Source organism: Bifidobacterium panos (assembly GCF_012932445.1).
GTDB classification, from domain to species: Bacteria; Actinomycetota; Actinomycetes; order Actinomycetales; family Bifidobacteriaceae; genus Bifidobacterium; species Bifidobacterium panos.
In genome coordinates this window covers 1-24,794 of record NZ_JAAIIJ010000018.1, presented here as the reverse complement: position 1 = coordinate 24,794, position 24,794 = coordinate 1, and the positions used below count along the sequence as shown (strand labels likewise).

Genomic DNA, 24,794 nt, shown 5'->3' with positions numbered 1-24,794 from the left:
CACATGACAATGACAGATCCAATCGCAGACATGCTTACGCGTCTGCGTAATGCGAGCGCGGCAAAGCACGAAACCGTGGATATGCCGTACTCCAAGTTCAAAGCGAACATTGCCGAAATTCTGAAGCGCGAAGGCTTTATCAAGGACTTCTCCGCGAAGGAAGCCAAGGTCGGCCAGACGCTTGAGGTCACCCTCAAGTACGGCCCCAACGGCGAGCGTTCCATCCAGGGCATCAAGCGCATCTCCAAGCCGGGCCTGCGTCGCTACGCAAAGTCCGACGCCCTGCCGATGCCGCTCGGTGGCCTTGGTATCGCGATCATCTCGACTTCGTCGGGATTGCTGACCCAGAAGGAATGCCTCGACCGGGGCATCGGCGGCGAGATCGTCGCCTACGTGTGGTGAGAAAGGAGAGCTGAATTATGGCATCGCATATTGGTAAGCTCCCCGTCGCCATCCCGGCTGGCGTGGAAGTCAAGATTGACGGTCAGAACTTCTCGGTCAAGGGTCCGAAGGGTTCCGACTCCTACGTTATTCCCGAAGGTGTCACCGGCACCGTCGAAGGCAATGAGATTGTGCTCACTCCGGCAGACGATCTGCGCCCCACCCGTGCCAAGCACGGCCTGAGCCGCTCCATCATCGCCGGCATGGTCAAGGGCGTGCACGAGGGCTATGCCAAGACCTTGGACATCATCGGCACCGGTTATCGTGCCGTGGCCAAGGGCAAGGGCATCGAGTTCTTCCTCGGCTATTCGCACACCATCACCGTGAACCCGCCGGAAGGCATCGAGTTCGAGCTGCCGAACCCCAACCAGGTGATCGTCAAGGGCACCGACAAGCAGGTTGTGGGTCAGGTCGCCGCGAACATTCGCAAGTTGCGCGCTCCCGAACCCTACAAGGGCAAGGGTGTCAAGTATGCCGATGAGCATATTCTGCGCAAGGCTGGAAAGGCTGGTAAGTGATATGAGCGTCACTATTCTCGGAAAAGGCAAGAAGGTCGCTCTCAAGCGCCGTCACGCTCGCATCCGCAAGCACATCAGCGGCACCGCCGAGCGTCCGCGCCTGGTGGTCACCCGTTCCAACCGTCACATCGTGGCCCAGATCGTCGACGACACCCAGGGCAAGACCCTGGCCTCCGCTTCGACCCTGACCGCCGAATTCTCCGGATTCAAGGGCACCAAGGTCGAGGCCGCCAAGAAGGTCGGCGAGCTCGTGGCCGAAAAGGCGAAGGCCGCCGGCATCTCCACCGTCGTGTTCGACCGTGGTGGCCGCAAGTACACCGGTCGCGTCGCGGCTGTGGCCGAAGGCGCCCGTGAGGGAGGTCTGGCACTGTGAGCGAAGAAACAAAGGAAACTCAAGTGGCTGAAGAGACTCAGAACACTCAGGCTGCTCCTGCTGAAGAGAAAGCCAACGACGAGCGTCGTGGGGGCCGTCGCGGCCAGCGTGGCGAAGGCCGCCGTGGCGAGCGTCGCAACCGTCGCGAAGAGAACAAGGGCGACGAGCTTCTTGATCGCGTCGTGACCATCAACCGCGTGTCCAAGACCCACAAGGGTGGCCGCACGTTCAGCTTTGCCGCCCTCGTGGTGGTCGGCGACGGCAACGGCACCGTGGGCGTCGGCTACGGCAAGTCCCGTGAGGTCCCCGCCGCCATCGCCAAGGGTCAGCTGGACGCCAAGAAGCACATGTTCACCGTGCCGCGCGTCAAGGGCACCGTCACCCATCCGGTGCTCGGTCACGACGCCGCGGGCACCGTGCTGCTGCGCCCCGCCGCTCCCGGTACCGGCGTAATCGCCGGCGGCCCGGTGCGCGCCGTCATGGAGTGCGCCGGCATCACCGACGTGCTGACCAAGTCCATGGGCTCGCCCACCGCCATCAACATGGTGCGTGCGACGGTCGATGCCTTAAAGCAGCTCGAAGAGCCGGAAGAGATCGCGGCACGTCGTGGCCTTTCCCTTGAGGAAGTCGCCCCCGACGCCCTGCTGCGCGCTCGCGCCGAAGGCATCGCCGAGGCCCGCAAGGCCCGCGAAGAGGCCGCGGCCAAGGCCACCGAAGCGAAGGATGGTGAGTGAGCATGGCTACCAAGGCTAAGAAGCTGAAGATTACGCTGCACCACGGCCTGGTGAATCGCAAGCCGAACCAGCGCGCCACGGCTCAGACCTTGGGTCTGAGGAAGATCGGCCAGTCGGTCGTCCGCGAGGACACCCCGGCCGTGCGCGGTATGGTCAACGTTCTGCGTCACCTGGTCACCGTCGAGGAGGCTGACTGATTATGGCAGACAACGAAATCTTGCAGATGCACGATCTGAAGCCCGCCCCGGGCGCCAAGAAGAGCCGCACCCGCGTGGGCCGCGGTGAAGGCTCCAAGGGCAAGACCGCAGGTCGTGGTTTCAAGGGCCAGACCAAGCGCACCCACGTGCGCGCCGGCTTCGAAGGCGGGCAGCTGCCGCTGTACATGCGCCTTCCGAAGCTGCGCGGTTTCAAGAACCCGTTCAAGACGGAGTTCCAGGTCATCAATATCGCCAAGCTCGCCGAGCTCTTCCCGGAGGGCGGCGAACTGGGTGTGGCCGACCTCATCGCCAAGGGTGCCGTCCGCGACGGCTACCCGGTGAAGGTTCTGGGCGATGGCGAGACCACCGCCAAGTTCACGCTCAAGGGCGTGAAGGCCTCCGCTTCCGCCAAGGCCAAGATCGAGGCCGCGGGCGGTTCCGTCTCCGAGGACTGAGCTTCTCGGTGAGGTGATTCGATACCGGCTCCCTTTCCAATACGCGAGGGGAGCCGGTTTTATATTGAGCGCGTAATGAGCGTGGCGCGAAGTAGAGACTGTGAGCTATGCTCGTGCGTTAGCGTGTAATTTGTAGTCCGTGCGCATGGTATCGCATGCGTACTGTGGGTGTTTAAGGGAGGAATCAAGGTGAGGACGCTAATCCAAGCCCTGAAGACGAAAGAACTGAGGAAGAAGATCTTCTTCGTTCTGTTCATCATTATTATTTATCGGATCGGTTCGTTCATCCCCACCCCGGGCGTGGACTACAAGGTCGTGCAGGAATGCGTGGCCACGTTGTCCAGCAATCAGGAGAACTTCGTCGGCTTGGTGAACCTGTTCTCGGGCGGCGCCATGCTCCAGCTGTCGATTTTCGCTCTGGGTGTCATGCCGTACATCACCGCCTCCATCGTGGTGCAGCTGTTGCGCGTGGTGATTCCGCGCTTCGAGGCGCTGCACAAGGAGGGCCAGTCCGGCGAAACGAAGCTCACCCAGTACACCCGTTATCTCACCATCGGTTTGGCGGTGCTGCAGTCCACCACCATCCTCGTGACCGCCCGCTCCGGCGCGCTGTTCAACTATCAGTGCTCGCAGGTCATTCCGGACGGCTCCGTGTGGAACCTCGTGGTGATGGTGCTCATTATGACCGGCGGCACCGGCCTGATCATGTGGATGGCCGAGTTGATCACCGACAAGGGCATCGGTCAGGGCATGTCCGTGTTGATCTTCATGTCCATCTGCTCCGGCTTCCTGCCGCAGCTGTGGGAGATCGGTTGGGGCAGCGACGGCACCGACGGCGACTGGAAGAAGTTCGCCATCGTAGTGAGCGTCCTGGTCGTCATCCTCATCTTCGTGGATTTCGTGGAGCTGTGCCAGCGCCGCATCCCGGTGCAGTACACCCGCCGCATGATCGGCCGCAAGATGTACGGTGGCTCCTCCACCTACCTGCCGCTGAAGATCAATATGAGCGGCGTTATCCCGCCCATCTTCGCGTCCTCGATTCTGGCCATCCCGACCCTGATCGCGCAGTTCGGCAACTCCGAACAGAGCTGGGTCACGTGGATCAACTCCAATCTGGCCAACACCACCTCCGTGTGGTACATCGCGCTGTACGCGCTGATGATCGTGTTCTTCTGCTTCTTCTATACGTCGATTACGTTCAACCCGGACGAAACCGCCGATAACATGAAGCAGTACGGCGGCTTCATCCCCGGCATTCGCGCGGGCAACGCCACCAGCCGATACCTGACTTACGTGATGAACCGACTCAACACAGTCGGCGCGGTCTACCTGCTGTTCGTGGCGCTGATTCCGACGGTGCTCATCATGGCGCTGAACCTCAACTCCACACTGCCGTTCGGCGGCACCACCATCCTGATCATCGCGGGCGTCGGTCTCGACACGCTGCGTCAGGCCAAGGCCCAGACCGAGCAGTTCCAGTACGCCGGCTTCCTGTTCGAGGGAACCGACCACAAGGAAGGCAAGTGAGGCAGTCGCCACCGCGGCGATAGCGTCAGCCGAACCAATCAGGCATATAAACCAATCAACTACCAAAGAGAAACAAAGGACATCATGCGTCTGCTGATTATGGGCCCCCAGGGCGTCGGCAAAGGCACTCAAGCCGCTCTGCTCGCCGAGCACTACGGCATCCCCGCCATTTCCACCGGTGACATCTTCCGTGCCAACATCAAAGGCAAGACCGAGCTCGGCTTGAAGGTGATCGCATACACCGACAAGGGCGAACTGGTGCCCGACGAGCTGACCAATTCGATTGTCAAGGATCGATTGGCGCAAAGCGACGCGCAGAACGGCTGGATTCTCGATGGCTACCCGCGCAACGCCTCCCAGGTCGCCGCGCTCGACGCCATGCTCGCCGAACTGGGCACGCCGCTCGACGCGGTGGTAGCACTCGACGCCGACCATGACGTGCTGATGGAGCGCATCGCCAAGCGCGCCGCCGAGCAGGGCCGCACCGACGACACCCCGGAGGCCATCGCCAAGCGCCTGGCCACCTACGCCAAGGAAACCGCGCCGCTGCTGGACACGTACAAGTCCCGCGGCCAGTTGGTCGCCATCGATGGTGTCGGCGATATCGACGAGATTCAGAAGAGCATCGTCGCCGCGCTCGACGCCCGCTGAAAGCGCACATTATACGAGCCAAGAGGGTTCCCAAAGGTTAAGACACGCCGTCTTAGCTTTTGGGGACCCTCTTGTGTACTCTTGCAACTTGGTGTGTCTTCGGATACGCCAAGTAATACACCTTAAGGATGGAACCGGAGCACATGGCAAAAGACGGTGTGATTGAAGTCGAAGGACGGGTAGTGGAAGCGCTGCCGAACGCGATGTTTCGCGTCGAACTCGAAAACAAGCACATCGTGCTCGCCACCATTTCCGGCAAGATGCGGAAGAATTACATCCGCATCCTCCCGCAGGATCGCGTCGTGCTCGAAATGAGCCCTTACGATCTGACCCGCGGGCGTATTACGTACCGTTATAAGTAAGGTACAAGCAAAGGAAAACCATGAAGGTCAGCCCTAGTGTGAAGAGGATCTGCGAAAACTGCCGCGTGATTCGTCGTCACGGCCGCGTCATGGTGATCTGCACCAACCCGCGCCACAAGCAGCGCCAGGGCTGAGCAGATTTCCCAGCGGCACAAGTTAACAAGGCACTTTCTCACAGCGTCTGCCTTGCAAGGAAGGCGTTGAACCACGGGCACGTAGGCCCGTGCCGGGCAACCGGGCGAGCAGGTGCAAGACCTACGGAACATGAGAAGGAATCGCAATGGCACGTCTTGCCGGAGTCGACATCCCCAACGAGAAGCGCATCGAAATCGCCCTCACTTATATTTTCGGTGTCGGGCGCACTCGTGCGAAGCAAACGCTTGCTGCGACGGGCATCAGCCCGGACATTCGCGTCAAGGATCTTACCGACGAGCAGCTGATCACGCTGCGTGACTACCTCGAAGCCAACTACAAGATCGAGGGTGATCTGCGCCGTGAAATCGACGCTGATATCCGCCGTAAGATTCAGATCAACTGCTATCAAGGCCAGCGTCACCGCAAGGGTCTTCCCGTGCGCGGGCAGCGCACCAAGACCAACGCGCGCACCCGCAAGGGTCCGAAGCGCACGGTCGCCGGAAAGAAGAAGGCCACCAAGTAAGTCCGGTGGCAAGACCCGCGCCACGAGGCCTTAACCCTCATCGCGTGAGTCGACAAGCAAATTCGTTATTAGGAAACGAGGGTCAATGGCAGCTCAAAAGCAAGCCACGCGCAAGCCGCGTCGCCGCGACCGCAAGTCGGTCCCGGTCGGGCAGGCGCACATCAAGTCCACTTTCAACAACACGATCATCTCGATCACCGATCCGTCCGGCGCAGTGGTGTCCTGGGCCTCCGGTGGCGATGTCGGCTTCAAGGGCTCGCGTAAGTCCACGCCGTACGCCGCTGGCATGGCTGCCGAATCCGCCGCCCGCAAGGCGATGGAGCACGGCGTCAAGAAGGTCGACGTGTTCGTGAAGGGTCCGGGTTCCGGTCGTGAAACCGCCATCCGTTCTCTGCAGTCCGCAGGGCTCGAAGTCGGCTCCATCACCGATGTCACCCCGCAAGCGCACAACGGCGTCCGTCCTCCGAAGCGCCGTCGCGTCTGAGCACTATTTACCAGACAATATTCATCCAACCCGCTTATGGTCGGCGAGTGCACCGCCGCCCGAAAGCTGAAAGGATATCACAGTGCTTATTGCACAGCGTCCGACTCTTACCGAGGAATCGCTGAACCCTCAGCGCTCCCGCTTCACCATCGAACCGCTCGAGCCGGGGTTCGGCTACACGCTTGGCAACTCGCTGCGTCGCACCCTGCTGAGCTCGATTCCGGGTGCTGCTGTCACGTCGGTGCGCGTCTCCGGTGCCCTGCATGAGTTCACCACTCTGCCGGGCGTCCAGGAAGACGTCACCGAGATTCTGCTGAACATCAAGGGCATCGTCCTCACCAGCGAATACGACGAGCCGGTGGTCATGTATCTGCGCAAGAGCGGCAAGGGAGAGGCCACCGCCGGTGACATCACCCCGCCTGCCGGCGTCACCATCGCCAATCCCGAGATGCGTATCGCCACTCTGGCCGAAGACGGCGAACTTGAGATCGAGTTCACTGTCGAGCGTGGCCGTGGCTATGTGCCGGCTGCGATGAACAAGCAGGACGGCGACGAAATCGGTCGTATTCCGGTCGATTCCATCTATTCTCCGGTGCTCAAGGTGAGCTACAAGGTCGAGGCCACCCGCGTGGAGCAGCGCACGGACTTCGACAAGCTCATTCTCGATGTGGAGACCAAGCCGGCCATCTCCCCGCGCGATGCGGTGGCTTCCGCCGGTTCCACCTTGGTCGAGCTCTTCGGTTTGTGCCGTGAGCTCAATGTCCAGGCCGAAGGCGTCGAGGTCGGTTCCGCTCCCGTTGTGGAAGAGACCAACCCCGAGCACGCCGTGCCGATTGAGGATCTGAACCTGACGCAGCGCAGCTATAACTGCCTCAAGCGTGAGGGTATCCACACCATCGGCGAGTTGGTGTCCCACACCGAGCAGGATTTGCTCGACATCCGTAATTTCGGTATGAAGTCCATCGATGAGGTCAAGGAGAAGCTTCAGTCCCTGAGTCTGTCTCTGAAGGCTTCGCCGCTTGGCAGCTTCGACCCCAACAATCTCGAAGGTGGCACGTTCTTCTCCCCGGAAGACGAGTGACCATCCTTTGACCAACCGCTTTGGCCGGTTCGGATGTTCGGGCACTTGCCCACCCGAACCGCGCTTTAAAGCAATAAGGAGTAACAATGCCTACACCTAAGAAGGGCCCGCGTCTGGCCTCCAGCCCGGCTCACGAGCGTCTCATGCTCGCGAACATGGCCACCAGCCTGTTCCAGAACGGCCGCATCACCACCACGCTGCCGAAGGCCAAGCGCCTTCGTCCGCTGGCCGAGCGCCTGATCACCTTCGCCAAGCGCGGTGACCTGCACTCCCGCCGTCGCGTGATGCGCGTGATTCGCAACAAGTCCGTGGTGCACCTGCTGTTCACCCAGATTGCCGAGCAGATGGAGCAGCGCGAGGGTGGCTACACTCGCATCGTGAAGATCGCCTCCCGCACGGGCGACAACGCTCCGGCCGCGATCATCGAGCTCGTCACCGAGCCGGTGAGCCCGAAGAAGGCCGTGGTGAAGGAAGCCGAAGCGGCCACCAAGACCGCCGCCAAGGCGGAAGCAGCCAAGGACGAAGTCGAGGTCAAGGACGAGGCTCCGGTTGAGGCCACTGCCGAGGAAACCAAGGCTGACGGGGCCGAGAAGGTCGAAGCCGAGGCCAAGAAGGACACCAAGAAGTCCGCTGCCAAGGGCGGCAAGTCTGAGGACAAGGCTGACGAAGCCGAAGAAACCAAGGCTGAGTGACACCTCTTCTCTAATCAAGACAAGGGCCGGGAATCCACACGATTCCCGGCCCTCGCCATCTCACCCCTCCCCCAAACAAACTTCCACCCCCCACTAAGCCATCATCAGCATACGAATTTTCCTCATCTGATAACCAGAACGACCAAAGCCCTACTGTCGCTTGGGTTCTTGCAACTTCAGCATAACGCAGGTCTAGTTATGGTCTAGTTGAATGCTTCCGAGGGGTCTTCGCCCGCCGTGTCCACCGCTTCGGCCATCTTGCTTTGCTGGGAGCGTGAATGTCGAACCTGTACGTACCGTCAGCCCACAGGTTCCAACCGAAATCGGACGGCGTGAAGTCAGGTGAGGTCGTGTCACCGTCGTTCGCGATAGTCACCGATTTCGACACGGTTGGCGCGTCCAAGTTCTCCTTAAATGCCGGAACCGTTGTTCGACGCATGGATTACGTCACGCACCGCGGTCGCCGGCCCCGCCTTCACAACCGAACTCTGCTGATCCGTCGTAATCGTCAGCTTGTAGTTCGACGGCGCGGGCTTGAACCTTCACAATATTCGCAGTGTCAGCGGCACCGTCGCGTATACAATGAGAATGCACATGGCAGACCGCCGCCCGTTCCGCGGGGTTCGGCGAGAACGCATGAGGGAGGCACATGGTCATGGATGAAAAGAAGCGTGATGATTCGCCGCGTGATGAACGCGTGATGAACGCAAGCGAATACTGGGACAGGCTCTCCCGTTCCTTTAATGCCGACTATGTGAAAGCGGTCGAGGAGAAGTATGACAGCCGAAAGCGATTGCAGGTGGCTTGACGTATCTCCCGACTATTACGGGAGATTGCAGGTTTTCGAATGCGCCGTCCCCAAGGACGGCGTTTCCGTTGGATACAGGACAAGGGTGAGCGGCCATACGGTGTCGTACGCCGTGGCTATGCGGCCACATCAGATTTAGTTATCCCAGCTTGAATAGCTTCTCATGGCGCGTCACACACTCTCGTACAGGTCGTGCAAGAACACCGAAAACTGTTGAAATAAAGCCGTTTCGGTCATTTTTCAATGATTATGCGGAATAGAACATTAACAAACTGGTCGTTTTCCGCAACCGGGTGATTTGTGTGAAAGAACGCACGCTGAGTGGACGTCAGTGTTCGAAATTTCGGAAGTATGGTGATTGCTGACGGCGGGGCGTACCTAGCTGTTGTTGCGCCGGCCGTAGTATGGGGGTTATGAGACTGCGAATCGACTTGGGCTATGACGGTGAAGGATTTTATGGATGGGCCCTCCAGCCTAACGTTCGCACCGTGCAAGGGGAAGTCGAGAACGCGATACGGCGGATATTGCGCGTGCCGCCGGACGACTCGGAAGATCCGGTTCGCCTGGTGGTGGCCGGACGCACCGACACCGGAGTGCATGCCAGCCATCAGGTGTGCCACGTCGACGTCAACGCAAGCACGTTGAGCCGCGCGAAAGGGCATATGCGGGTGTCGGCCGTGACGGCGTTGGAACACCGGTTGCAACGTATCGTGCCGGACGACATTGCCATCCATTCCGTCAGCGCGGCGCCGGAGGGTTTCGACGCGCGGTTCTCCGCGCTGGAACGCACCTATGTGTATCGCATCGCCGACCGGGGGAGCGGAGTTGATCCGCGACTGCGCGGTTGTGTGCTCCATATCGATGACGAGCTGGATATCGACGCGATGAATCAGGCCGCCGCTATGACGATCGGTCTGCATGATTTCGGCTCCTTCGCCACTCCGAACCCGGGCGGCACCACGATTCGCGAGGTGAAACGGGCCTATTGGGAGCGGGTCCCGTCGACGCCCCTGTGCGCCGGAATCGCCCCACAAGCCGGACGGGTTGCGGCAAAGGCAAAAGCAAAGACAAAGACAAAAGCAAAGACAAAGGCAGCGGCGGAACCGACAGAATCGCCGGAGTCGACAGAAGCAACAACGCAATCATACGTCGTGCCCGCGCTCGAATCGGGGCTGGTATGCTTCACCATCGTGGCCGACGCCTTCGCCCGCAATATGGTGCGTTCGCTGGTCAACGCCTGTGTGCAAATCGGTGTGGGTAAGCGGGACCTTGACTGGTTCGCGGGCAAGATGGAAGTCCCCGAGCGCGAAGGCAGCACCGGCCCGATTGCACCGCAAGGTCTGACGCTTGAGCACGTGGCTTATCCGCCCGACAGCCAGCTGGCCTCCCGCGCCCAATCCATCCGCGCCGTACGCACGCTGTCGTAAGCGGTGATACGACCGTAACAATTCAAACGATGAGCAGTAACGGCTCGCTCCTAGAGTGCGACATGTCGACATATCGACACATATCCACATAAATCGATATATAGCGACATAAATCGACACATATCGATGGGCGCGCACCCCAAACGCAACACTTGCGGTTCGCGCCGGATTGACAGCGGTTTGAAAGGAAGCGGTGTTTGCGATGATCGAATCGGCGGCGCGCAGGTTGGCTGCGGAACTGGTGGAGCGGCGCGAGGGCATCAATCGCGAACTGAGCCGCAACGGCGTGCGTTTCGGAGTGTACAAGAATGGCGAATATCACGACCGCCTGTTCCCCTACGATCCTCTGCCGCGCATCATCGAATCTGATGAGTTCGATCACCTTGAGGCCGGACTGAAGCAACGCGTCAACGCGCTGAACGCCTATCTCAAAGACATCTACTCCGACAAGCGCATCATCCACGATGGCATCGTGCCCGAGGAGTTCGTCTACACCTCGGCCGGCTACTACCCGCAAGTCAACGGCGTCACCCCGCCCGGCGGCGTGTTCGCGCACATCGCCGGTGAGGATCTCGTGCAGGGCGAAGACGGGCGCTGGTGGGTGCTGGAAGACAATCTGCGCATTCCCTCCGGCGCGAGCTACCCGCTGTTCGCGCGCGATATCGAGCGCCGCACCAATCCGCGGCTGTTCCGCGAGGTGCGTGTGCGCGACAACCGCGACTACCCGCGCCTGCTGCGCAAGGCCATGGATTTCGTCTCCACCGAGGGCATTGCCGTGGTGCTGGCTCCGGGGCGTTACAATTCCGCGTTTTTCGAGCATGCCTATTTGGCCGAGAAAACCGGTGCCACCCTTGCGTTTCCGGAAGACCTGGAAGTGGTGGAGAACAAGCTGTTCTTCCTTGATTACGCCGGCAACCGCCATCGCGTGGGCGTGGTGTATCGCCGCCTGTCCGACGATTATCTCGACCCGTTCGCGTTCAATCCGGACTCCGTGATCGGCGTGCCCGGGTTGCTGTCCGCCTATCGCGCCGGCAATGTGGCCATCGTCAACGCGCCTGGCAACGGTGCCGCCGACGATAAGGCCATCTATTATTTCGTGCCGCAGATGATCAAGTATTATCTCGGCGAGGAACCGCTGCTGCACAACGCACCCACATATATGCCCATGTTCGAGCAGGACCGCAAGGAGGTGCTCTCGCGTCTCGGCGAACTCGTGATCAAGGACGTGGCCGAGGCGGGAGGCTACGGGGTGGTGTTCGGCCGAGACCTGGACACCGCCGCCCGCAGGGAGCTGTCCGAGCGCATCGCCGCCGAGCCGCGCCGCTTCATCGCCCAGGAGATCATCCAATTCAAGGACCTCGATGTGGTCGACCCGCAAACCGACGCGATGAGCCCGCGCAAGGCGGATCTGCGCGCTTTCGTTATCACCGGGCAGAACACGCACGTGTGGTATTCGGGGTTGACTCGCTACTCGTCGGTGCCCGGCCAGATGATCGTCAACTCGTCGCAGGGAGGCGGGTTCAAGGACACTTGGGTGTTGGCGCCGGACGAACAGTCGACCGCGCGGCATGACGAGGAACTCGAATCCGTCAACCTCGCGTCCCTCGCGCCCCTCGCGCCCCGCATGCCCCGCATCCGCAAACATGCGTTGCAGCTGGTCACCGCTTCCAAAGCCGATAACCTGTATTGGCTCGGCCGATACACCGAGCGCGCCTTCACCACGCTGGTGCAGTTCTTCCCCTTCTACGATCGCGTGATGGACGAAAACCCCAACGCTTTCCGCCCGTTCGCGCGTGCGCTCGATCTGCCCGAGGACTTCGAGGATTTCGATGCGTTCATCCATTCGTTCCTCTACGATGGCGACAATCCCGATTCCGTGCGCAGCGCCATCGTCGCGGCCTTCAACAATGCGGTGATTCTGCGCCCCGAACTCAGCTCCCGCCTGCTGCAATATGTGGAGCTCGCGATGACGAACATCACCGACGCCGCCGAGCGTTCCGCCAACGCCGAAGACATTTACGCCCAGCGTGATGTGGCTGACAACATGCTCGCCTTCTGGGGTGGCATCGAGAATTCGGTGGTCAGCCAGCAGCTGAAGGCGTTCATTTTCATCGGCAAATACATCGAGCGCATCGATTTGTACACTCGTTTTCATCTGCCGCTTGAGCAGATGGACGCGCCGCTGGACAAGCTCGAAACCTACGCGCATCTGCTCGACGGCCTGCCGCTGCCGCAATGCTTCGCGAGCGGTATCGATTGGCTGCTCGGGCAGTTGCCGCAACGCGGTTACCTGGAAATCACCGACAAACTCAAGGCGTTCCTCGACGACTTCACCAGCCGCGCCATCGGCGGCGACAACAGGGATTCGGGTGCGCTGAGTTCGATGAATATGGACGCGCATCGGCCGTGAGTCACATCGGCTGGTATCGTTAGAGCTTAGTTTTGACCGTTTGTCAGGAGCTTGTTCCATGAAGAAGCTGGTGTTTGACTATGAGATGAAGCTCAGCTTCAGCTCGCCCGTCACAGAGCACCGTTTTCAGTTGCGCTGCATTCCCGTCACCGGGGCGCGTCAGCAGGTCGTTGATGCCAAGATAACGGTGGAGCCGGCGGTGGAGCTGGAAACCACCGTCGATTCGTTTGGTTCCCTGGTCAAGACGGGTTATATTCCCGAGCCGCACGAGGTGTTCAACTATAAGGTCACCGGCATCGCGTTCGTCGACAACGAGCACATCAAGCCGGAAATCCACAAACCGCTCTATCGTTTCGATTCGGCGCTCACCATTCCGGGGCCGAGTGTCGAGGCGTTGATTCGCGTGTGCCGCGAGCGCGTGGGGGCGTTGCCGGCCGAGGCCACGCCGATCGACCGCGCCCGCGAGGTGATGGACGAGGTGTTCCACGCCTTCGTCTACACGCCCGGCTCCACCACCATCCGCACCACCGCCGAACAGGCGCTTTCCCAGCGCAAGGGTGTGTGTCAGGATTATGCGCATGTGATGCTGTCCGTCTGCCGGCATGTGGGTCTTACCGCCCGTTATATCGCCGGTCTGCTCGGTGGCGAGGGGGCTACGCACGCTTGGGCGGAGATCTACCATGACGGCCGTTGGATCGGCCTTGATCCCACGCATAATCGCATGGTTGACGACAGTTACATCACCATCGCCCACGGGCGCGATTACCGCGACTGCATGCTCGACATCGGCATCTTCTCGGGCAATGACGTTCAGCAGCACCAGTGGGTTAATGCGTCCGTGCACGAGCAGGAGCTATAGGCTATTAGGCGGTTTTGTCGGCTTGGCGCCGCTTCGATGACGGCCCAGTCCTGTTGCGCCGAACCGCGCGACACCGCAGCGACTTGCCGGATGGCGAATCTGTGACATAATGGACAAGTTGCTTGCAAACAGGCAACATGGATGAGTGTCCGAGCGGTCTAAGGAGCACGCCTCGAAAGCGTGTGAGGGCGAACCCCTCCGCGAGTTCGAATCTCGCCTCATCCGCCCCAGGGCTTATTGAGAATCCTCGATAAGCCCTTCTCTTTTACCCCAACCCCTTGCAATCACTGGGTTTTGCGGAGGGTTGACTTGGCGTGGCCAGATATTAGCCCCCCGTGTCGGTCTCAAAGGACCGGTACAGGTTCAACCTGGGCGAACCCGCGGCGCTGGGAGGCACCATGCGACTTGACAAACGGTACGTATAATGCGTATTGTGAGGATGTGAGATTCAAAGAAGTTGAGAAGAGGGTACTTGCGGACGGATGGCGGCTCGTCGCCCAAAAGGGTAGCCACCGCCAATATGCCCACCCGACGAAACGTGGCAAGGTCACCATTCCCAAACACGGCGGCGATATCAATCCCAACATCGTCAGATCGATATGGAAACAGGCCGGTATCGACGAAAGGAGAACGAAATGAAACTCGCATACCCCATCATCCTTATACCGTGGGAAGCGCCGGAATCCGGCTACACCGTCGAAGTGCCCGACTTGCCCGGCTGCGTCACCGGCGGTGACACGCTCGCCGAGGCCCTGTTCATGGCCGAAGACGCCGCCAGCGGCTGGGTGCTCACCGAACTCGAAGCCGGACGCCCCGCGCCCAAGGCCAGCAACCCCGCCGACATCCACCCCGAGGAAACGACGGCCATGGTCAGCACCGTCGCCCTCGACATGGACGCCTACGCCGCCAAATACGGCAACAAGGCCGTGCGCAAGAACGTCACCATCCCCGCGTGGCTCGACACATGGGCCGAAAAAGCGGGCGTCAATTACAGCGGCACACTGCGCGACGCGCTCGAAGCCATGTACCAACGCCAGCCCGCCACCGCGTGACGACCACTGGCACCGCTCGTTTATTGCAAGCGCAGCAGAGCCGCGTCGAGTGAGGGATAGCCGAAATCGAATGCGCGCCAGAGGCGGCTGACGGCGGCGCTCGCCATCCATTCCTTCGAGGGGCGGGAAAGCGTTTCGGTTTGCGCCAGCGCGTCGAGCCAAGAGCGCGCGCAGTTCATCTCTACCGCCGCCGCGATCGGGGCGGTCAGCCCGGTGGCCGGGTCGTCGATGGCATCGGGATGGGCGAGCAACTGATCGACCGCATACACTTTCTGACGCGGGTCGCTGTCGGCGCCGGAAAGGGAGAACAGGCGTTGCGCCACGGTTTTATGGTTGTCCGCAATGGACAGCGTGGCGTTCGGCGTTTCGCGCGCGGCCAGCACCTCCATGCAGAAACCGGCGCGATCCTCCGCCAGCACAATACTCGACAGCGCGCTGGCGTCCATATTGATCTGCGCGACTTCGCTGAAATCCACGGTTTCGGGCGCGCCGGCCTCCAATCCCAGCCGGCCCGCCAGTCGCTCGCTTGCGTATGAGGCTTGCGCGGCGTGCACGATGCCCTCAGTCAGGCGCGTGGGGCAGGAAACGGCGACGGAGGTCCACGACTCGGCGGCGGCGCGCGCGGCCAGATATCGAATTATCAGCGGCCCGCCGGAACGATATGTGTCGCTGCTGCTCGTTGCGGATTGGTAGGAGCTTTCGCAAGTGCCGGCGCGCGCAGCCTCATCCACTTGCGCTTCGAGTTGGGGCATCGCGCAACCGCCCAAAGGCAACGTAATCGCGCAGATGGCAGCCGCCGCAAGTGCTCTTGCGCCGAAGGCCGAACCGTCCCGAAGTGTCTGCATAAAACAGTAGAGTAGACACTGACTATGACCATATGAGCGCGGCCAATAATTTAAAGGGAGGTCTTCGAGGTATGGAACTGGACCTGACGGGAATGCACAAGCTTGCGGCGGAGCAGGGGATCGACGCCGAAACGCTTGATGCTGCACTTGCCGAGGCGCTGCGCCTCGCCTATCTGAAGACTCCGCATGCCGCCAAGCATGCGCGCGTCGAACTTGACGAGCGCGCCGGCTCCTTCACGGTGTGGGCCGCCGATGAGATTCCCGGCACGCCCACCGAAGACAACCCGCATCCCGCCCCCACGTTGGGCGAGGAATATGACGATACTCCGAAGGATTTCGGGCGTCTGGCCGCGGCCACCGCGCGTCAGGTGATCACAATGCTGTTCCGCCGTGCCGAGGACGACAAGGTGTTTGGCGCGTTCAGCGGGCAGAAGGGCAAGCTTGTCACCGGCGTGGTGCAGCAGGACGCCAAGGATTCCTCCAATGTGCATGTCGCGGTGGGCGATGTTGAGGCTATTCTGCCGCGCCGTGAGCAGGTGCCCGGTGAGCATTACCGCCATGGCGAACGTCTGCGTGTGTATGTCGTCAATGTGGGTCGCGGCCTCAAGGGGGCGGAAATCACTGTGTCGCGTTCGCACCCGGAGCTGGTGCGTCGCCTGTTCGAGCGTGAGGTGCCGGAGCTGGTGTCGGGTGCCGTTTCGATTATGGCGATTGCCCGCGAGGCGGGTGCCCGCACGAAGATTGCCGTCAGGGCCAATACGGAAGGTGTCAATCCCAAAGGTGCGTTGATTGGCCCCGGGGGCGCGCGTGTGCGTGCCGTGATGGAGAACCTCGGTCAGGAGAAGATCGATATTGTCGATTATTCGGATGATCCGGCCAAGTTCGTGGCTTCCGCGCTTTCGCCGGCTATTGCCACCGATGTGCAGGTGATCAGCGAGAAGAACAAGACCGCCGTCGCCTTTATCCACGATGATCAGCTGTCGTTGGCCATCGGCAAGGAGGGGCAGAACGCGCGTTTGGCCGCCAAGCTCACCGGCTGGAAGATCGGCATCGAATCCACCGAGGCTCACGCCAAGAAGCTGAGCGAGCAGGCCGGAGAGTAATCCAGCGGCTTGAGTATGCTGGGGTCGGTATGCCGGGGGTAAGGAACGTCTGGCCGAATAATGATGAGGACACACACGATTATGGTCGCACGATGAACAGGCTCACCATTATCGAGCATTGACTGCGCGGGCGCGTGGTCACGGATAGGAGAACGAGTAGTGGCGAAACCACGCGTATATGAAATTGCCAAAGAGGTTGGCCTCGACAGCAAAGCCGTGCTGGAGAAGCTCAAGGAAATGGGGGAATTCGTCAAATCCGCATCCTCCACTGTGGAACCCCCTGTCGCACGTAAGTTGAAGGCCGCTTTGGCACCGAAGGGTGGTCAGGAAGCGCCGGCTCATAAGCCTGCCGCCAAGTCCGCCAAACCCGCCGCCGCGACTGCGACTGCCAAATCTGCCGCTAAACCCGCCTCCGAAATCGCGGCTCCCAAGCCAGCCGCCAAGCCCGTTGCCAAGCCTGCCTCCGCAACAACTGCGAAAGCGCCGGCGGCACCCAAGACTTCGAAAGCACATCACGGCGACAAGGCGACCCCGTCCCCTGCCGCGCCGGCCCCGGTCCCGCAGCGTCCGCACACTTCCGGCCCCCGTCCGGGCAACAATCCGTTCAGCCGCAAACAGGGCATGCGCGCACCCACGCCGGGTGACATTCCGCGCCCGCACCCGATGGCGCGTCCGAACGCGGGCAACAACGAAGGCGGTCGCGGTGGCTCGCGCGGCGGTGCACGAGGGGGCTCGCGCGGTGGATTCCGCGGCGGTCGTCCCGCGCAGGGTGCGCAAGGTGGGCGCCAAGGTGGCAACCAGTGGGGCCAAGGCCGTTCCGGCGGCCAAGGCGGCGGCTCGCGCGGCGGTTTCCACGGTGGCGGCGGCCAGCAGGGCGGCGGCTTCCAGAACAATATGCCGAGCAGCGGCCCCGCGCGTGGCGGCGGTCGTGGTCGCGGCGGTGCCGCAGGCGCGTTTGGTCGTCAGGGCGGCAAGTCCTCGAAGGCGCGTAAGAACAGGCTGGCGAAACGCCGCGAATATGAGGAGATCAAAGCACCGACCATCGGCGGCGTGCGCATTCCGCGCGGCGACGGCCAGGTGATTCGTCTGCGTCAGGGCGCAAGCCTTGCCGACTTGGCGGAGAAGATCAACGTCAATCCGGCCGCGCTGGTCACCGTGATGTTCCATCTGGGCGAGATGGCCACGGCCACGCAGTCGTTGGATGAAACCACCTTCCAGATCCTCGGCGAGGAAATCGGCTGGGACATCAAGCTCGTGTCCGCCGAAGAGGAAGACAAGGAGCTGCTGCAGCAGTTCGACATCAATCTGGACGAAGAGGAACTGCAGGACGACAAGGATTTGAAGCCCCGTCCCCCGGTGGTCACCGTCATGGGTCACGTCGATCACGGCAAGACCAGATTGCTCGACACCATCCGCCGCAGCAACGTCATCGAAGGCGAGGCCGGCGGCATCACCCAGCGCATCGGTGCTTATCAGGTGTCGGTCGATCTCGAGGGTGAGCAGCGCAAGATCACGTTCCTCGACACCCCTGGTCACGAGGCGTTCACCGCCATGCGTGCCCGTGGCGCGGAGCTGACGGACGTGGCGATTCTGGTGGTCGCCGCCGATGACGGCGTGATGCCGCAGACGGTCGAGGCCATCAACCACGCGCAGGCGGCTCATGTGCCGATCGTCGTGGCCGTCAACAAGATCGATAAGGAAGGCGCCAACCCCGACAAGGTGCGCGGCCAGCTCACCGAGTTCGGTCTTGTGCCTGAGGACTACGGCGGCGACACGATGTTCGTCGACATCTCCGCCAAGCAGGGCACCAATGTCAACAAGCTGCTCGAAGCCGTGCTGCTGACGGCCGACGCCGAACTGGACTTGCGCGCCAACCCCGATATGGATGCGCGTGGTGCCACCATCGAAGCCCGTCTCGACAAGGGACGCGGTGCCGTGGCGAGTGTGCTGGTGCAGTCCGGCACCCTGCATGTGGGCGACGCGATTGTGGCCGGCACCTCTTATGGCCGCGTGCGCGCCATGCTCGACGAAAACGGCAAGCCGATGAAGGAAGCCACCCCTTCCAGCCCGGTGCAGGTGCTCGGCCTGACCTCCGTGCCCACCGCAGGCGACTTGTTCCTCGTGGCTGGCGACGACCGCGCCGCGCGCCAGATCGCCGGCAAGCGCCAGGCCACCGAGCGCGCCGCCCAGCTTGCCAAGCGCCGCAAGATCGTCTCGCTGGAAAGCCTCAAGGAGCAGTTCGCCAAGTCCGAGGTGGACATGCTCAACATCGTTATCAAGGGCGATTCCTCCGGTTCCGTCGAGGCGTTGGAGGATTCGTTGATGAAGATCGAGGTGTCCGACGAGGTCGGCATCCAGGTCATTCACCGCGGCGTGGGCGCGATCACCCAGAACGACGTCAACCTCGCCACGGTCGACAAGGCCGTCATTATCGGCTTCAACGTGCGTCCGAATCGTCAGGTCGCCGATCTGGCCGACCGCGAGGGCGTGGAGATCAAGTACTATTCGATCATCTACAAGGCCATCGAAGACATCGAGGCCTCCCTGAAGGGCATGCTCAAGCCGGAATACGAAGAGGTCACCACCTCCCACTCCGAGATCCGCGAAATCTTCCGTTCCTCCAAGTTCGGCAATATCGCCGGCGTCATGGTGCAGGACGGCGAGGTCAAGCGCGGTACGAAGTGCCGCATTCTGCGCAACGGCGTGGCCACGGTCAACGACCTGGAGATTTCCTCGCTGCGTCGTTTCAAGGACGACGTGCAGTCCGTCAAGGAGGGCTACGAGGCCGGCATCAACCTCGGCACCTTCAACGACATCGAGCTCGGCGACATCATCGAGACCTTCGAGATGCGCGAAATCGAACGCAAGTAGTCGCTCATGGCAGGAACCAACCCGCGCGCCGCGCGTATCGCGGCTTTGATCCAGCGAGTTATCGCCTCTTCGATGGAAGCGCAGTTGCATGACAAGCGACTGGCGAATATCACCATCACCGAAGTGCGCGTGACGAACGACCTGCAGATCGCCAAGGTGTATTGGACGCAACTTGGCCATGAGGGTCGTGAGGACGGCGAACGCAAACGCGCCCAACAGGCGCTTGACCAAGCGAAGGGCCGGTTGCGCTCGCTGGTGGGCGCGAAGGCCGGTCTGCGCTTGACCCCGCAGCTGCAGTTCGTGTTCGACGAAGTGCCCGGCGAGGCTCACGAGATCGAAGATATTCTCGCCGTGGCGAAGAAGCGTGACGCCGAACTCGCCAAAACCCGTGCCAGCGCGCAATATGCGGGCGATGTCGACCCATACAGGCACGATGATGCCGACGAGCAGACCGGCGACGAGGGCAATGGCGAATACTGAATTGTCATCCGGCCTGTTGCTGGTGGACAAACCGCGAGGCGTGACCAGTTTCGACGTGGTCGCGGCGGTGCGCGGCGCGTTGCGCATCAAGAAAGTGGGGCACGCCGGCACGCTCGACCCGATGGCCACCGGCTTGCTGGTCGTCGGCTTCGGCCACGCCACGCGCCTGCTCAACGCCATCGTCGAGCACAGCAAAACCTATGAGGCCACGATTCGACTGGGCTTGACCACCGACACCGACGACGCGGAAGCCGAGCGATGCAAGCGCGGCGGCGCGAGCGTCGAGAGCTTAACCGAAGGGCGCATCGAATCCACTATTGCCGAGCGCTTCCTGGGCCATATCGAACAAGTGCCCAACAGCTTTTCGGCCATCAAAATCAACGGCCAACGCGCCTACGACCTCGCGCGCGACGGCAAGGACGTCGAGCTGAAAGCCCGACCCGTCACCATTGACGAGTTCACGGTATTGGCGGCGCGCCGCGGCTGGGCGAATATGGACGAACCCGCCAGCGCATTGAGCCAAGTCGCGCTGGCAGGTGAACTGGTGCCCGTCGTCGACATCGATGTGCGCGTGAGTTGTTCGTCCGGCACATACATTCGCGCGTTGGCGCGTGATCTCGGCGCCGCGCTTGGGGTCGGCGGCTACCTGACCCGCTTGCGCCGCACTCGCGTGGGGCGTTTCGCCCTGCCCGACGATGCCAGCGGGCTCGCGGTTGCGCGTAATGGCCAGACGCATATCGTCACCGCGCATACCGAAGCGAAGACCTTCACCAACCGCCAGGGCGAAATCATCATCCGCAATCGCGCGATATTGGACATACCCGGCGAAACCGGTGCCGCGCGCGGCGAATGGCTGCGTGCCCACGCCCTGAGCATGCTCGAGGCCGCGCAAGGTTCCATGCCCACGATGCCCATCAGCGCCGACGAGGCTGCCGAACTGCGCTTCGGAAGGCGCATCGGGCGCACGCTCGAACGCGACGCGGTGGCGTATGTGCCGGCCGAAGCCGATGCGCCCGCCGACGTGGTGGCCATCGTCACCGCCGCCAACGCGCACCAAGCCAAACCCGTCACGGTATTCCCGGCCATATAGCCCGGGGCGTTGCCGCGCGCTGGTAAAGTGGACGCGGCCGAACCCGACAACACACGAGGAACAACGCACATGAACATCACCACCCTGACCCCCGACGACAATGGCGATGTCGATTGGCCCAGCGCTGATAACGACCGCCGCGTGGTGGTCACCTTGGGTGCGTTCGACGGCATGCATTTGGGGCATCAGGCGGTGGTGCGCCGCGTGGTCGAGCTGGCGCACCGGCACGATGTCGGCTCGGCGGTGATTCTGTTCGACCCGCGCCCGGCGTTCGTGCATGCAAGCGGTGGCTCCGACACCGGCTCCGACACCAACAACCCCATCGACACCGACGCATTGACCGGCGTTGACGAGCGGCTCAACCGCCTGGAGGAACTCGGCGTCGAGCAGGTGTATGTGGTGCATTACACGCTGGCGTTCGCCTCGAAATCCTATATTTTCTTTCTCGGTCAGCTCACCGGCAAACTCGGCATGCGCACGCTGGTGCTGGGATCCGACGCCGCGATGGGCGAGGGCCGCAAGGGCGACATCAAGGCCATTGCCAACTTGGCCGCGGCCACCGGCGTGTTCGAGCTGGACGTGGTGGACGACCGCGGCCCGGGCGAAGTGCGCATTCCGCGCGATTGGACGCCTGAGGCTCCCGATGCGCCGGGCGAACCTGCCGACCCGTTGGCCGATGCCAGCAAAGCCGAGCGGCGTGCGTGGAGCAAGAAGCACCAAGCCAAGGCCACTCGCGCCTGGAGTTCGAGCAATGTGCGCTATCTGCTCGCTCATGGGCGCGTCCGCGAGGCCAATGCGATTCTGGGTCACTGTCATGCGGTGACGGGTGAAGTGGTGCATGGTGAGGAGCGCGGGCGATCCATCGGCTTCCCGACGGCGAATCTCGGCGATCAGGTGACTGGCTATCTGCCGGTGGACGGCGTATATGCCGGTTGGCTGGTCGATATGGGTGTGGCGGATATGGGTGTGGCCGAAAGTGAATCAGCGGGGCGGAATACGACGCAAGATGCTCCCAGATGGCCAGCCGCCATCTCCATCGGCACCAAGCCGACCTTCAGCAAGACGACCGGGCTTCACGAGCGGGTGGTGGAGGCGTATTGCATCACCGAAGACTGGCTGGAACTTTACGGGCACACCGTGCGCGTCGAGTTCGCCGGATTCCTGCGCCCGCAAGTCCGCTTCGACGGCCCGGACGAACTCACCGCCGAACTCAAGCGCAACGTCGAGGAAACCAAGCGCCTGACGGCCTGATATCGTCTGGGACTCACAACCCCAACGCGCCCAACGCGCCCAACGCATCGCGCAAGTGTGCGACTTCAACAATCCGCAATCCGGCCACATCCGCGCGCTTGCGCATGGGCGGCACCACGGCCACCGTGAAGCCAAGCCTGGCCGCCTCGCGCAGGCGGTATTCCAAACGCGGCACCGGCCGCACCTGCCCGGTGAGCGAAATCTCCCCGATGGCGCAGGTGGTGCGGGCGATCGCCGTATGCTTCGCCGCGCTCGCCAACGCCGCCACAATCGCCAGATCGCAACCCGGCTCCTTGGCCTGACCGCCCGCAATAGTGGAAATATACAGATCGTTGCCCAACAGATTCAGCCGGCCGTGGCGATACAGCACGGCGGCGAGCATGGCGATGCGATTGGCATCCACCCCATTGACCGCACGGCGCGGGGCGGGCAGCACCGAATCGGTGACCAGCGCCTGCACCTCGATGGGCAGCGAGCGGTGCCCATCCAACGTGAACGTCACGCACGTGCCCTCAACGGGCGCGGCGGCCCCACCCTCGCCGCCCGAAAGGAACAGCCCAGCCGGGTCGCGCACCTCTTCGATGCCCTCGCCGCTCATATCAAAGCAACCCACTTCATCAGTGGGTCCAAAGCGGTTTTTCACCGCGCGCAACATGCGCAACGCGGTTTCGTTGTCGCCCTCGAACTGGCAAACCACGTCCACCAGATGCTCCAACGTGCGCGGGCCGGCAATCGAACCGTCCTTCGTCACATGCCCGACGAGCAGCACCGGCACATCCAGCGTTTTCGCGGTGTCGATCAAAGCGCTCGCCACCTCGCGCACCTGCGTGGAGCCGCCCGAAATGCCGTCGACATCCTGCGAAACGATGGTCTGCGCCGAATCGACGATGGCCAGTGTAGGCTTATATTGCTCAATCAACCCCAGCACGCACGACAGATCGGTGGTGGCGGCGAGCAGAAGGTTATCCTCCACCGCGTTGATGCGCGTGGCGCGAAGGCGCACCTGCGCCTGTGATTCCTCGCCGGAGATATACAGCACGGTGCTTTCGGTGCCACTGTTGTGCGCGCGAGCCACATTGCCCGCGGTCTCCAGCAGCAGCGTAGACTTGCCGATACCGGGTTCGCCGGCCAGCAGCACCACCGAACCGGGCACGATGCCGCCGCCGAGCACGCGGTCGAACTCCGAGAATCCGGTGGGAATGCGCTTCACTGTTTCGGTGCCGACTTGGGTGATGGCCGTGGCTGCTGCGACGGTTCCGGCTCGCGTGCGTGAGGTGCGCCCCGGCTCGGCTATGATGGTGGTGCGCGATCGCGCCGCGGGCCGTGCCTCGTGGAACTCCTCGACGGTGCCCCATTGCCCGCATTCGGGGCAGCGCCCCATCCACTTCGCCCCGCTCCAGCCGCATTCGGAACACAGATATTGCACGCTTGCTTTTGCTGCCATGCCTCCAGCCTAACCCGAGGAAGTACCATCTTGGCGTCTCGTTGTCTATTTGCAAGTGCGACATTCGTTAAATTGGGAATTGCCAGAAAAGCCGTCTGTTCTCAGTGTGCGTTGCTATCGTTCTCGGTCTGCTTCAAGTCGCAGTGCCCATCGTTTTCGTTCTTAGTTTGCCTGCGGGTCGCAGTGCTTATTGCTATCGTTTTCGGTTTGTTCGTCAGGTTTGTGTGTTGTTTGGCTATTGCGGTGTTTGGCGGCGGATGTTGCCGTGTTCGACACCCCGGACGAACAGCCCAGTGGGCTGTTCGTGTCGATATCAACGGACGGCGTCATTTTGCGGTAATAGATCATTCCCGTGTCCTCTGTAGACCCATGCCGACGCGGCGAACTCGTTTCCTGCGTGTCTGAGTCACAGTGTGCGTTGCTATCGTTCTCGGTCTGTCTTGAGTCGCAGTGCTACTGCTATCGTTCTCAGTTTGTCTCGGGTTGCAGTGCTCGTTGTTTCGTTCTTAGTGGGTTCCGTTCAGTTTTCGTGTTGCTTGATCGGCTCCGGTGTTTGGCGGCGGATGTTGCCGTGTTCGACACCCTCCGGGCCGGTAGGCCAAGTCTTACGTCTCACACGGCAACATCCGCCTAGGGGCATCTTGGCGTAGCCGGTTCAGCACGCCTTGGGCCCCCGCTGGCGGGGGCTGGCCGAGCGTATGCGAGGTCTGAGGGTGGTTTCACCGGGCACGTGTCTGGTTTGACCACCCTCAGTCGCGCAGACGCGCGACAGCTCCCGCCAGCGGGAGCCCTAGGCTGATCCGTCCCTCGCCTTCTCCGTCACGTCGAGGGATTCGGGTGGGCTTGTTCCTTTTTGTGGCGTGTCTTTTTTCTGGGGTTTGGTTTTTGGCGGGACTGGTGGTTTTCGGGGGTTTATGTCGATTGCTGGGACGTGAGTTTTGCGATCTCGCTGTCGCGGGGGGGGGTAGCTTTCAGGGCTAT

General features: G+C 61.8%; 28 protein-coding genes and 1 tRNA gene. 26 read left to right on the top strand and 3 right to left on the bottom strand.

All coding sequences use genetic code 11. The features are described from left to right. Positions 1-3: 3 nt before the first annotated feature. From rpsH to G1C94_RS04750, 21 genes are all read left to right on the top strand, one after another. Positions 4-402 carry a 30S ribosomal protein S8 gene (gene rpsH / locus G1C94_RS04850; RefSeq protein WP_172145412.1) on the top strand — a complete coding sequence of 133 codons (399 nt, stop codon included), beginning with the start codon at positions 4-6 and terminating at the stop codon, positions 400-402. Between the two features lie 17 nt (positions 403-419). Next, positions 420-959 (top strand): 50S ribosomal protein L6, encoded by a 540-nt coding sequence (rplF, locus tag G1C94_RS04845; protein WP_172145410.1) that lies wholly within the window; start codon positions 420-422, stop codon positions 957-959. 1 nt (position 960) lies between these two features. Beyond that, positions 961-1,332, top strand: coding sequence for a 50S ribosomal protein L18 (rplR, locus tag G1C94_RS04840; protein WP_172145408.1), 372 nt, complete (start codon positions 961-963; stop codon positions 1,330-1,332). Beyond that, positions 1,329-2,066 (top strand): 30S ribosomal protein S5, encoded by a 738-nt coding sequence (gene rpsE / locus G1C94_RS04835; protein WP_172145406.1) that lies wholly within the window; start codon positions 1,329-1,331, stop codon positions 2,064-2,066. The genes rplR and rpsE overlap by 4 nt, the downstream gene beginning before the upstream one ends. A 2-nt stretch (positions 2,067-2,068) precedes the next feature. Continuing rightward, a complete protein-coding gene (gene rpmD / locus G1C94_RS04830) occupies positions 2,069-2,263 on the top strand; it encodes a 50S ribosomal protein L30 (RefSeq protein ID WP_172145403.1) in 195 nt (64 codons plus the stop codon). Positions 2,264-2,265: 2 nt separating this feature from the next. Continuing rightward, positions 2,266-2,718 carry a 50S ribosomal protein L15 gene (gene rplO / locus G1C94_RS04825; RefSeq protein ID WP_172145400.1) on the top strand — a complete coding sequence of 151 codons (453 nt, stop codon included), beginning with the start codon at positions 2,266-2,268 and terminating at the stop codon, positions 2,716-2,718. A gap of 189 nt (positions 2,719-2,907) precedes the next feature. Beyond that, complete coding sequence (secY, locus tag G1C94_RS04820; RefSeq protein WP_172145397.1) at positions 2,908-4,245, top strand: preprotein translocase subunit SecY; 1,338 nt, start codon at positions 2,908-2,910, stop codon at positions 4,243-4,245. A gap of 84 nt (positions 4,246-4,329) precedes the next feature. Then, positions 4,330-4,896, top strand: a complete 567-nt coding sequence (locus G1C94_RS04815; RefSeq protein ID WP_172145394.1) for an adenylate kinase — start codon at positions 4,330-4,332, stop codon at positions 4,894-4,896. A 143-nt stretch (positions 4,897-5,039) separates the two neighbouring features. Then, the gene (gene infA, locus G1C94_RS04810) at positions 5,040-5,258 is read left to right on the top strand and encodes a translation initiation factor IF-1 (RefSeq protein WP_172145391.1); all 219 of its coding nucleotides are present in this window, start codon (positions 5,040-5,042) and stop codon (positions 5,256-5,258) included. 20 nt (positions 5,259-5,278) lie between these two features. Continuing rightward, on the top strand, positions 5,279-5,392 hold the full coding sequence (gene rpmJ, locus G1C94_RS04805) for a 50S ribosomal protein L36 (protein WP_003814578.1): 114 nt from the start codon (positions 5,279-5,281) through the stop codon (positions 5,390-5,392). Positions 5,393-5,538: 146 nt separating this feature from the next. Then, positions 5,539-5,916 (top strand): 30S ribosomal protein S13, encoded by a 378-nt coding sequence (rpsM, locus tag G1C94_RS04800; RefSeq protein ID WP_172145388.1) that lies wholly within the window; start codon positions 5,539-5,541, stop codon positions 5,914-5,916. An 85-nt stretch (positions 5,917-6,001) separates the two neighbouring features. Beyond that, the gene (gene rpsK / locus G1C94_RS04795) at positions 6,002-6,400 is read left to right on the top strand and encodes a 30S ribosomal protein S11 (RefSeq protein WP_024464353.1); all 399 of its coding nucleotides are present in this window, start codon (positions 6,002-6,004) and stop codon (positions 6,398-6,400) included. Between the two features lie 82 nt (positions 6,401-6,482). Beyond that, positions 6,483-7,481, top strand: a complete 999-nt coding sequence (locus G1C94_RS04790; protein ID WP_172145385.1) for a DNA-directed RNA polymerase subunit alpha — start codon at positions 6,483-6,485, stop codon at positions 7,479-7,481. An 86-nt stretch (positions 7,482-7,567) separates the two neighbouring features. Next, positions 7,568-8,173, top strand: coding sequence for a 50S ribosomal protein L17 (rplQ, locus tag G1C94_RS04785; protein ID WP_172145382.1), 606 nt, complete (start codon positions 7,568-7,570; stop codon positions 8,171-8,173). Positions 8,174-8,828: 655 nt separating this feature from the next. Beyond that, entirely contained in the window at positions 8,829-8,981 is a 153-nt protein-coding gene (locus G1C94_RS04780) for a hypothetical protein (protein WP_172145379.1), read from the top strand. A gap of 404 nt (positions 8,982-9,385) precedes the next feature. Beyond that, positions 9,386-10,408, top strand: coding sequence for a tRNA pseudouridine synthase A (locus G1C94_RS04775; RefSeq protein WP_253902318.1), 1,023 nt, complete (start codon positions 9,386-9,388; stop codon positions 10,406-10,408). Between the two features lie 202 nt (positions 10,409-10,610). Continuing rightward, positions 10,611-12,818, top strand: coding sequence for a circularly permuted type 2 ATP-grasp protein (locus G1C94_RS04770; protein ID WP_172145626.1), 2,208 nt, complete (start codon positions 10,611-10,613; stop codon positions 12,816-12,818). Positions 12,819-12,876: 58 nt separating this feature from the next. Further along, positions 12,877-13,677 (top strand): transglutaminase family protein, encoded by an 801-nt coding sequence (locus G1C94_RS04765; protein WP_172145373.1) that lies wholly within the window; start codon positions 12,877-12,879, stop codon positions 13,675-13,677. Between the two features lie 139 nt (positions 13,678-13,816). Continuing rightward, positions 13,817-13,902: transfer RNA gene (locus G1C94_RS04760), tRNA-Ser, on the top strand. A gap of 216 nt (positions 13,903-14,118) precedes the next feature. Further along, a complete protein-coding gene (locus tag G1C94_RS04755) occupies positions 14,119-14,316 on the top strand; it encodes a type II toxin-antitoxin system HicA family toxin (RefSeq protein WP_172145370.1) in 198 nt (65 codons plus the stop codon). Then, complete coding sequence (locus G1C94_RS04750; RefSeq protein WP_172145361.1) at positions 14,313-14,729, top strand: type II toxin-antitoxin system HicB family antitoxin; 417 nt, start codon at positions 14,313-14,315, stop codon at positions 14,727-14,729. Before G1C94_RS04755 ends, G1C94_RS04750 begins: the two co-directional genes overlap by 4 nt. Positions 14,730-14,749: 20 nt before the next feature. On the opposite strand, the gene G1C94_RS04745 is transcribed toward G1C94_RS04750, so the two are convergent. Further along, positions 14,750-15,574, bottom strand: coding sequence for a hypothetical protein (locus G1C94_RS04745; protein WP_172145358.1), 825 nt, complete (start codon positions 15,572-15,574; stop codon positions 14,750-14,752). A 71-nt stretch (positions 15,575-15,645) separates the two neighbouring features. Between G1C94_RS04745 and nusA the strand changes: the two genes are divergently transcribed. The 5 genes from nusA (at position 15,646) to ribF (ending at position 22,369) form a co-directional block, all read left to right on the top strand. Further along, positions 15,646-16,677: a transcription termination factor NusA gene (gene nusA, locus G1C94_RS04740; RefSeq protein ID WP_172145355.1), complete on the top strand. Its 1,032-nt coding sequence runs from the start codon at positions 15,646-15,648 to the stop codon at positions 16,675-16,677. A gap of 159 nt (positions 16,678-16,836) precedes the next feature. Continuing rightward, positions 16,837-19,548, top strand: a complete 2,712-nt coding sequence (gene infB / locus G1C94_RS04735; RefSeq protein WP_172145352.1) for a translation initiation factor IF-2 — start codon at positions 16,837-16,839, stop codon at positions 19,546-19,548. 6 nt (positions 19,549-19,554) lie between these two features. Further along, on the top strand, positions 19,555-20,028 hold the full coding sequence (rbfA, locus tag G1C94_RS04730; protein WP_172145350.1) for a 30S ribosome-binding factor RbfA: 474 nt from the start codon (positions 19,555-19,557) through the stop codon (positions 20,026-20,028). Next, on the top strand, positions 20,015-21,118 hold the full coding sequence (gene truB / locus G1C94_RS04725) for a tRNA pseudouridine(55) synthase TruB (RefSeq protein ID WP_172145347.1): 1,104 nt from the start codon (positions 20,015-20,017) through the stop codon (positions 21,116-21,118). The genes rbfA and truB overlap by 14 nt, the downstream gene beginning before the upstream one ends. Before the next feature lie 69 nt (positions 21,119-21,187). Then, a complete protein-coding gene (gene ribF / locus G1C94_RS04720) occupies positions 21,188-22,369 on the top strand; it encodes a bifunctional riboflavin kinase/FMN adenylyltransferase (RefSeq protein WP_172145345.1) in 1,182 nt (393 codons plus the stop codon). 13 nt (positions 22,370-22,382) lie between these two features. Here ribF and radA read toward each other — a convergent pair whose 3' ends face one another. Beyond that, a complete protein-coding gene (gene radA / locus G1C94_RS04715) occupies positions 22,383-23,813 on the bottom strand; it encodes a DNA repair protein RadA (protein WP_172145343.1) in 1,431 nt (476 codons plus the stop codon). A 162-nt stretch (positions 23,814-23,975) separates the two neighbouring features. Continuing rightward, entirely contained in the window at positions 23,976-24,161 is a 186-nt protein-coding gene (locus G1C94_RS04710) for a hypothetical protein (RefSeq protein ID WP_172145341.1), read from the bottom strand. Between the last annotated feature and the right edge of the window lie 633 nt (positions 24,162-24,794).

Bases quoted from the DNA above. Each gene is read 5' to 3' on its own strand.
- rpsH (WP_172145412.1), top strand. From the start codon at position 4: ATGACAATGACAGATCCAATCGCAGACATGCTTACGCGTCTGCGTAAT.
- rplF (WP_172145410.1), top strand. From the start codon at position 420: ATGGCATCGCATATTGGTAAGCTCCCCGTCGCCATCCCGGCTGGCGTG.
- rplR (WP_172145408.1), top strand. From the start codon at position 961: ATGAGCGTCACTATTCTCGGAAAAGGCAAGAAGGTCGCTCTCAAGCGC.
- rpmD (WP_172145403.1), top strand. From the start codon at position 2,069: ATGGCTACCAAGGCTAAGAAGCTGAAGATTACGCTGCACCACGGCCTG.
- rplO (WP_172145400.1), top strand. From the start codon at position 2,266: ATGGCAGACAACGAAATCTTGCAGATGCACGATCTGAAGCCCGCCCCG.
- G1C94_RS04815 (WP_172145394.1), top strand. From the start codon at position 4,330: ATGCGTCTGCTGATTATGGGCCCCCAGGGCGTCGGCAAAGGCACTCAA.
- infA (WP_172145391.1), top strand. From the start codon at position 5,040: ATGGCAAAAGACGGTGTGATTGAAGTCGAAGGACGGGTAGTGGAAGCG.
- rpmJ (WP_003814578.1), top strand. From the start codon at position 5,279: ATGAAGGTCAGCCCTAGTGTGAAGAGGATCTGCGAAAACTGCCGCGTG.
- rpsM (WP_172145388.1), top strand. From the start codon at position 5,539: ATGGCACGTCTTGCCGGAGTCGACATCCCCAACGAGAAGCGCATCGAA.
- rpsK (WP_024464353.1), top strand. From the start codon at position 6,002: ATGGCAGCTCAAAAGCAAGCCACGCGCAAGCCGCGTCGCCGCGACCGC.
- rplQ (WP_172145382.1), top strand. From the start codon at position 7,568: ATGCCTACACCTAAGAAGGGCCCGCGTCTGGCCTCCAGCCCGGCTCAC.
- G1C94_RS04780 (WP_172145379.1), top strand. From the start codon at position 8,829: ATGGATGAAAAGAAGCGTGATGATTCGCCGCGTGATGAACGCGTGATG.
- G1C94_RS04775 (WP_253902318.1), top strand. From the start codon at position 9,386: ATGGGGGTTATGAGACTGCGAATCGACTTGGGCTATGACGGTGAAGGA.
- G1C94_RS04770 (WP_172145626.1), top strand. From the start codon at position 10,611: ATGATCGAATCGGCGGCGCGCAGGTTGGCTGCGGAACTGGTGGAGCGG.
- G1C94_RS04765 (WP_172145373.1), top strand. From the start codon at position 12,877: ATGAAGAAGCTGGTGTTTGACTATGAGATGAAGCTCAGCTTCAGCTCG.
- G1C94_RS04750 (WP_172145361.1), top strand. From the start codon at position 14,313: ATGAAACTCGCATACCCCATCATCCTTATACCGTGGGAAGCGCCGGAA.
- G1C94_RS04745 (WP_172145358.1), bottom strand. From the start codon at position 15,574: ATGCAGACACTTCGGGACGGTTCGGCCTTCGGCGCAAGAGCACTTGCG.
- nusA (WP_172145355.1), top strand. From the start codon at position 15,646: ATGGAACTGGACCTGACGGGAATGCACAAGCTTGCGGCGGAGCAGGGG.
- rbfA (WP_172145350.1), top strand. From the start codon at position 19,555: ATGGCAGGAACCAACCCGCGCGCCGCGCGTATCGCGGCTTTGATCCAG.
- truB (WP_172145347.1), top strand. From the start codon at position 20,015: ATGGCGAATACTGAATTGTCATCCGGCCTGTTGCTGGTGGACAAACCG.
- ribF (WP_172145345.1), top strand. From the start codon at position 21,188: ATGAACATCACCACCCTGACCCCCGACGACAATGGCGATGTCGATTGG.
- radA (WP_172145343.1), bottom strand. From the start codon at position 23,813: ATGGCAGCAAAAGCAAGCGTGCAATATCTGTGTTCCGAATGCGGCTGG.
- G1C94_RS04710 (WP_172145341.1), bottom strand. From the start codon at position 24,161: ATGATCTATTACCGCAAAATGACGCCGTCCGTTGATATCGACACGAAC.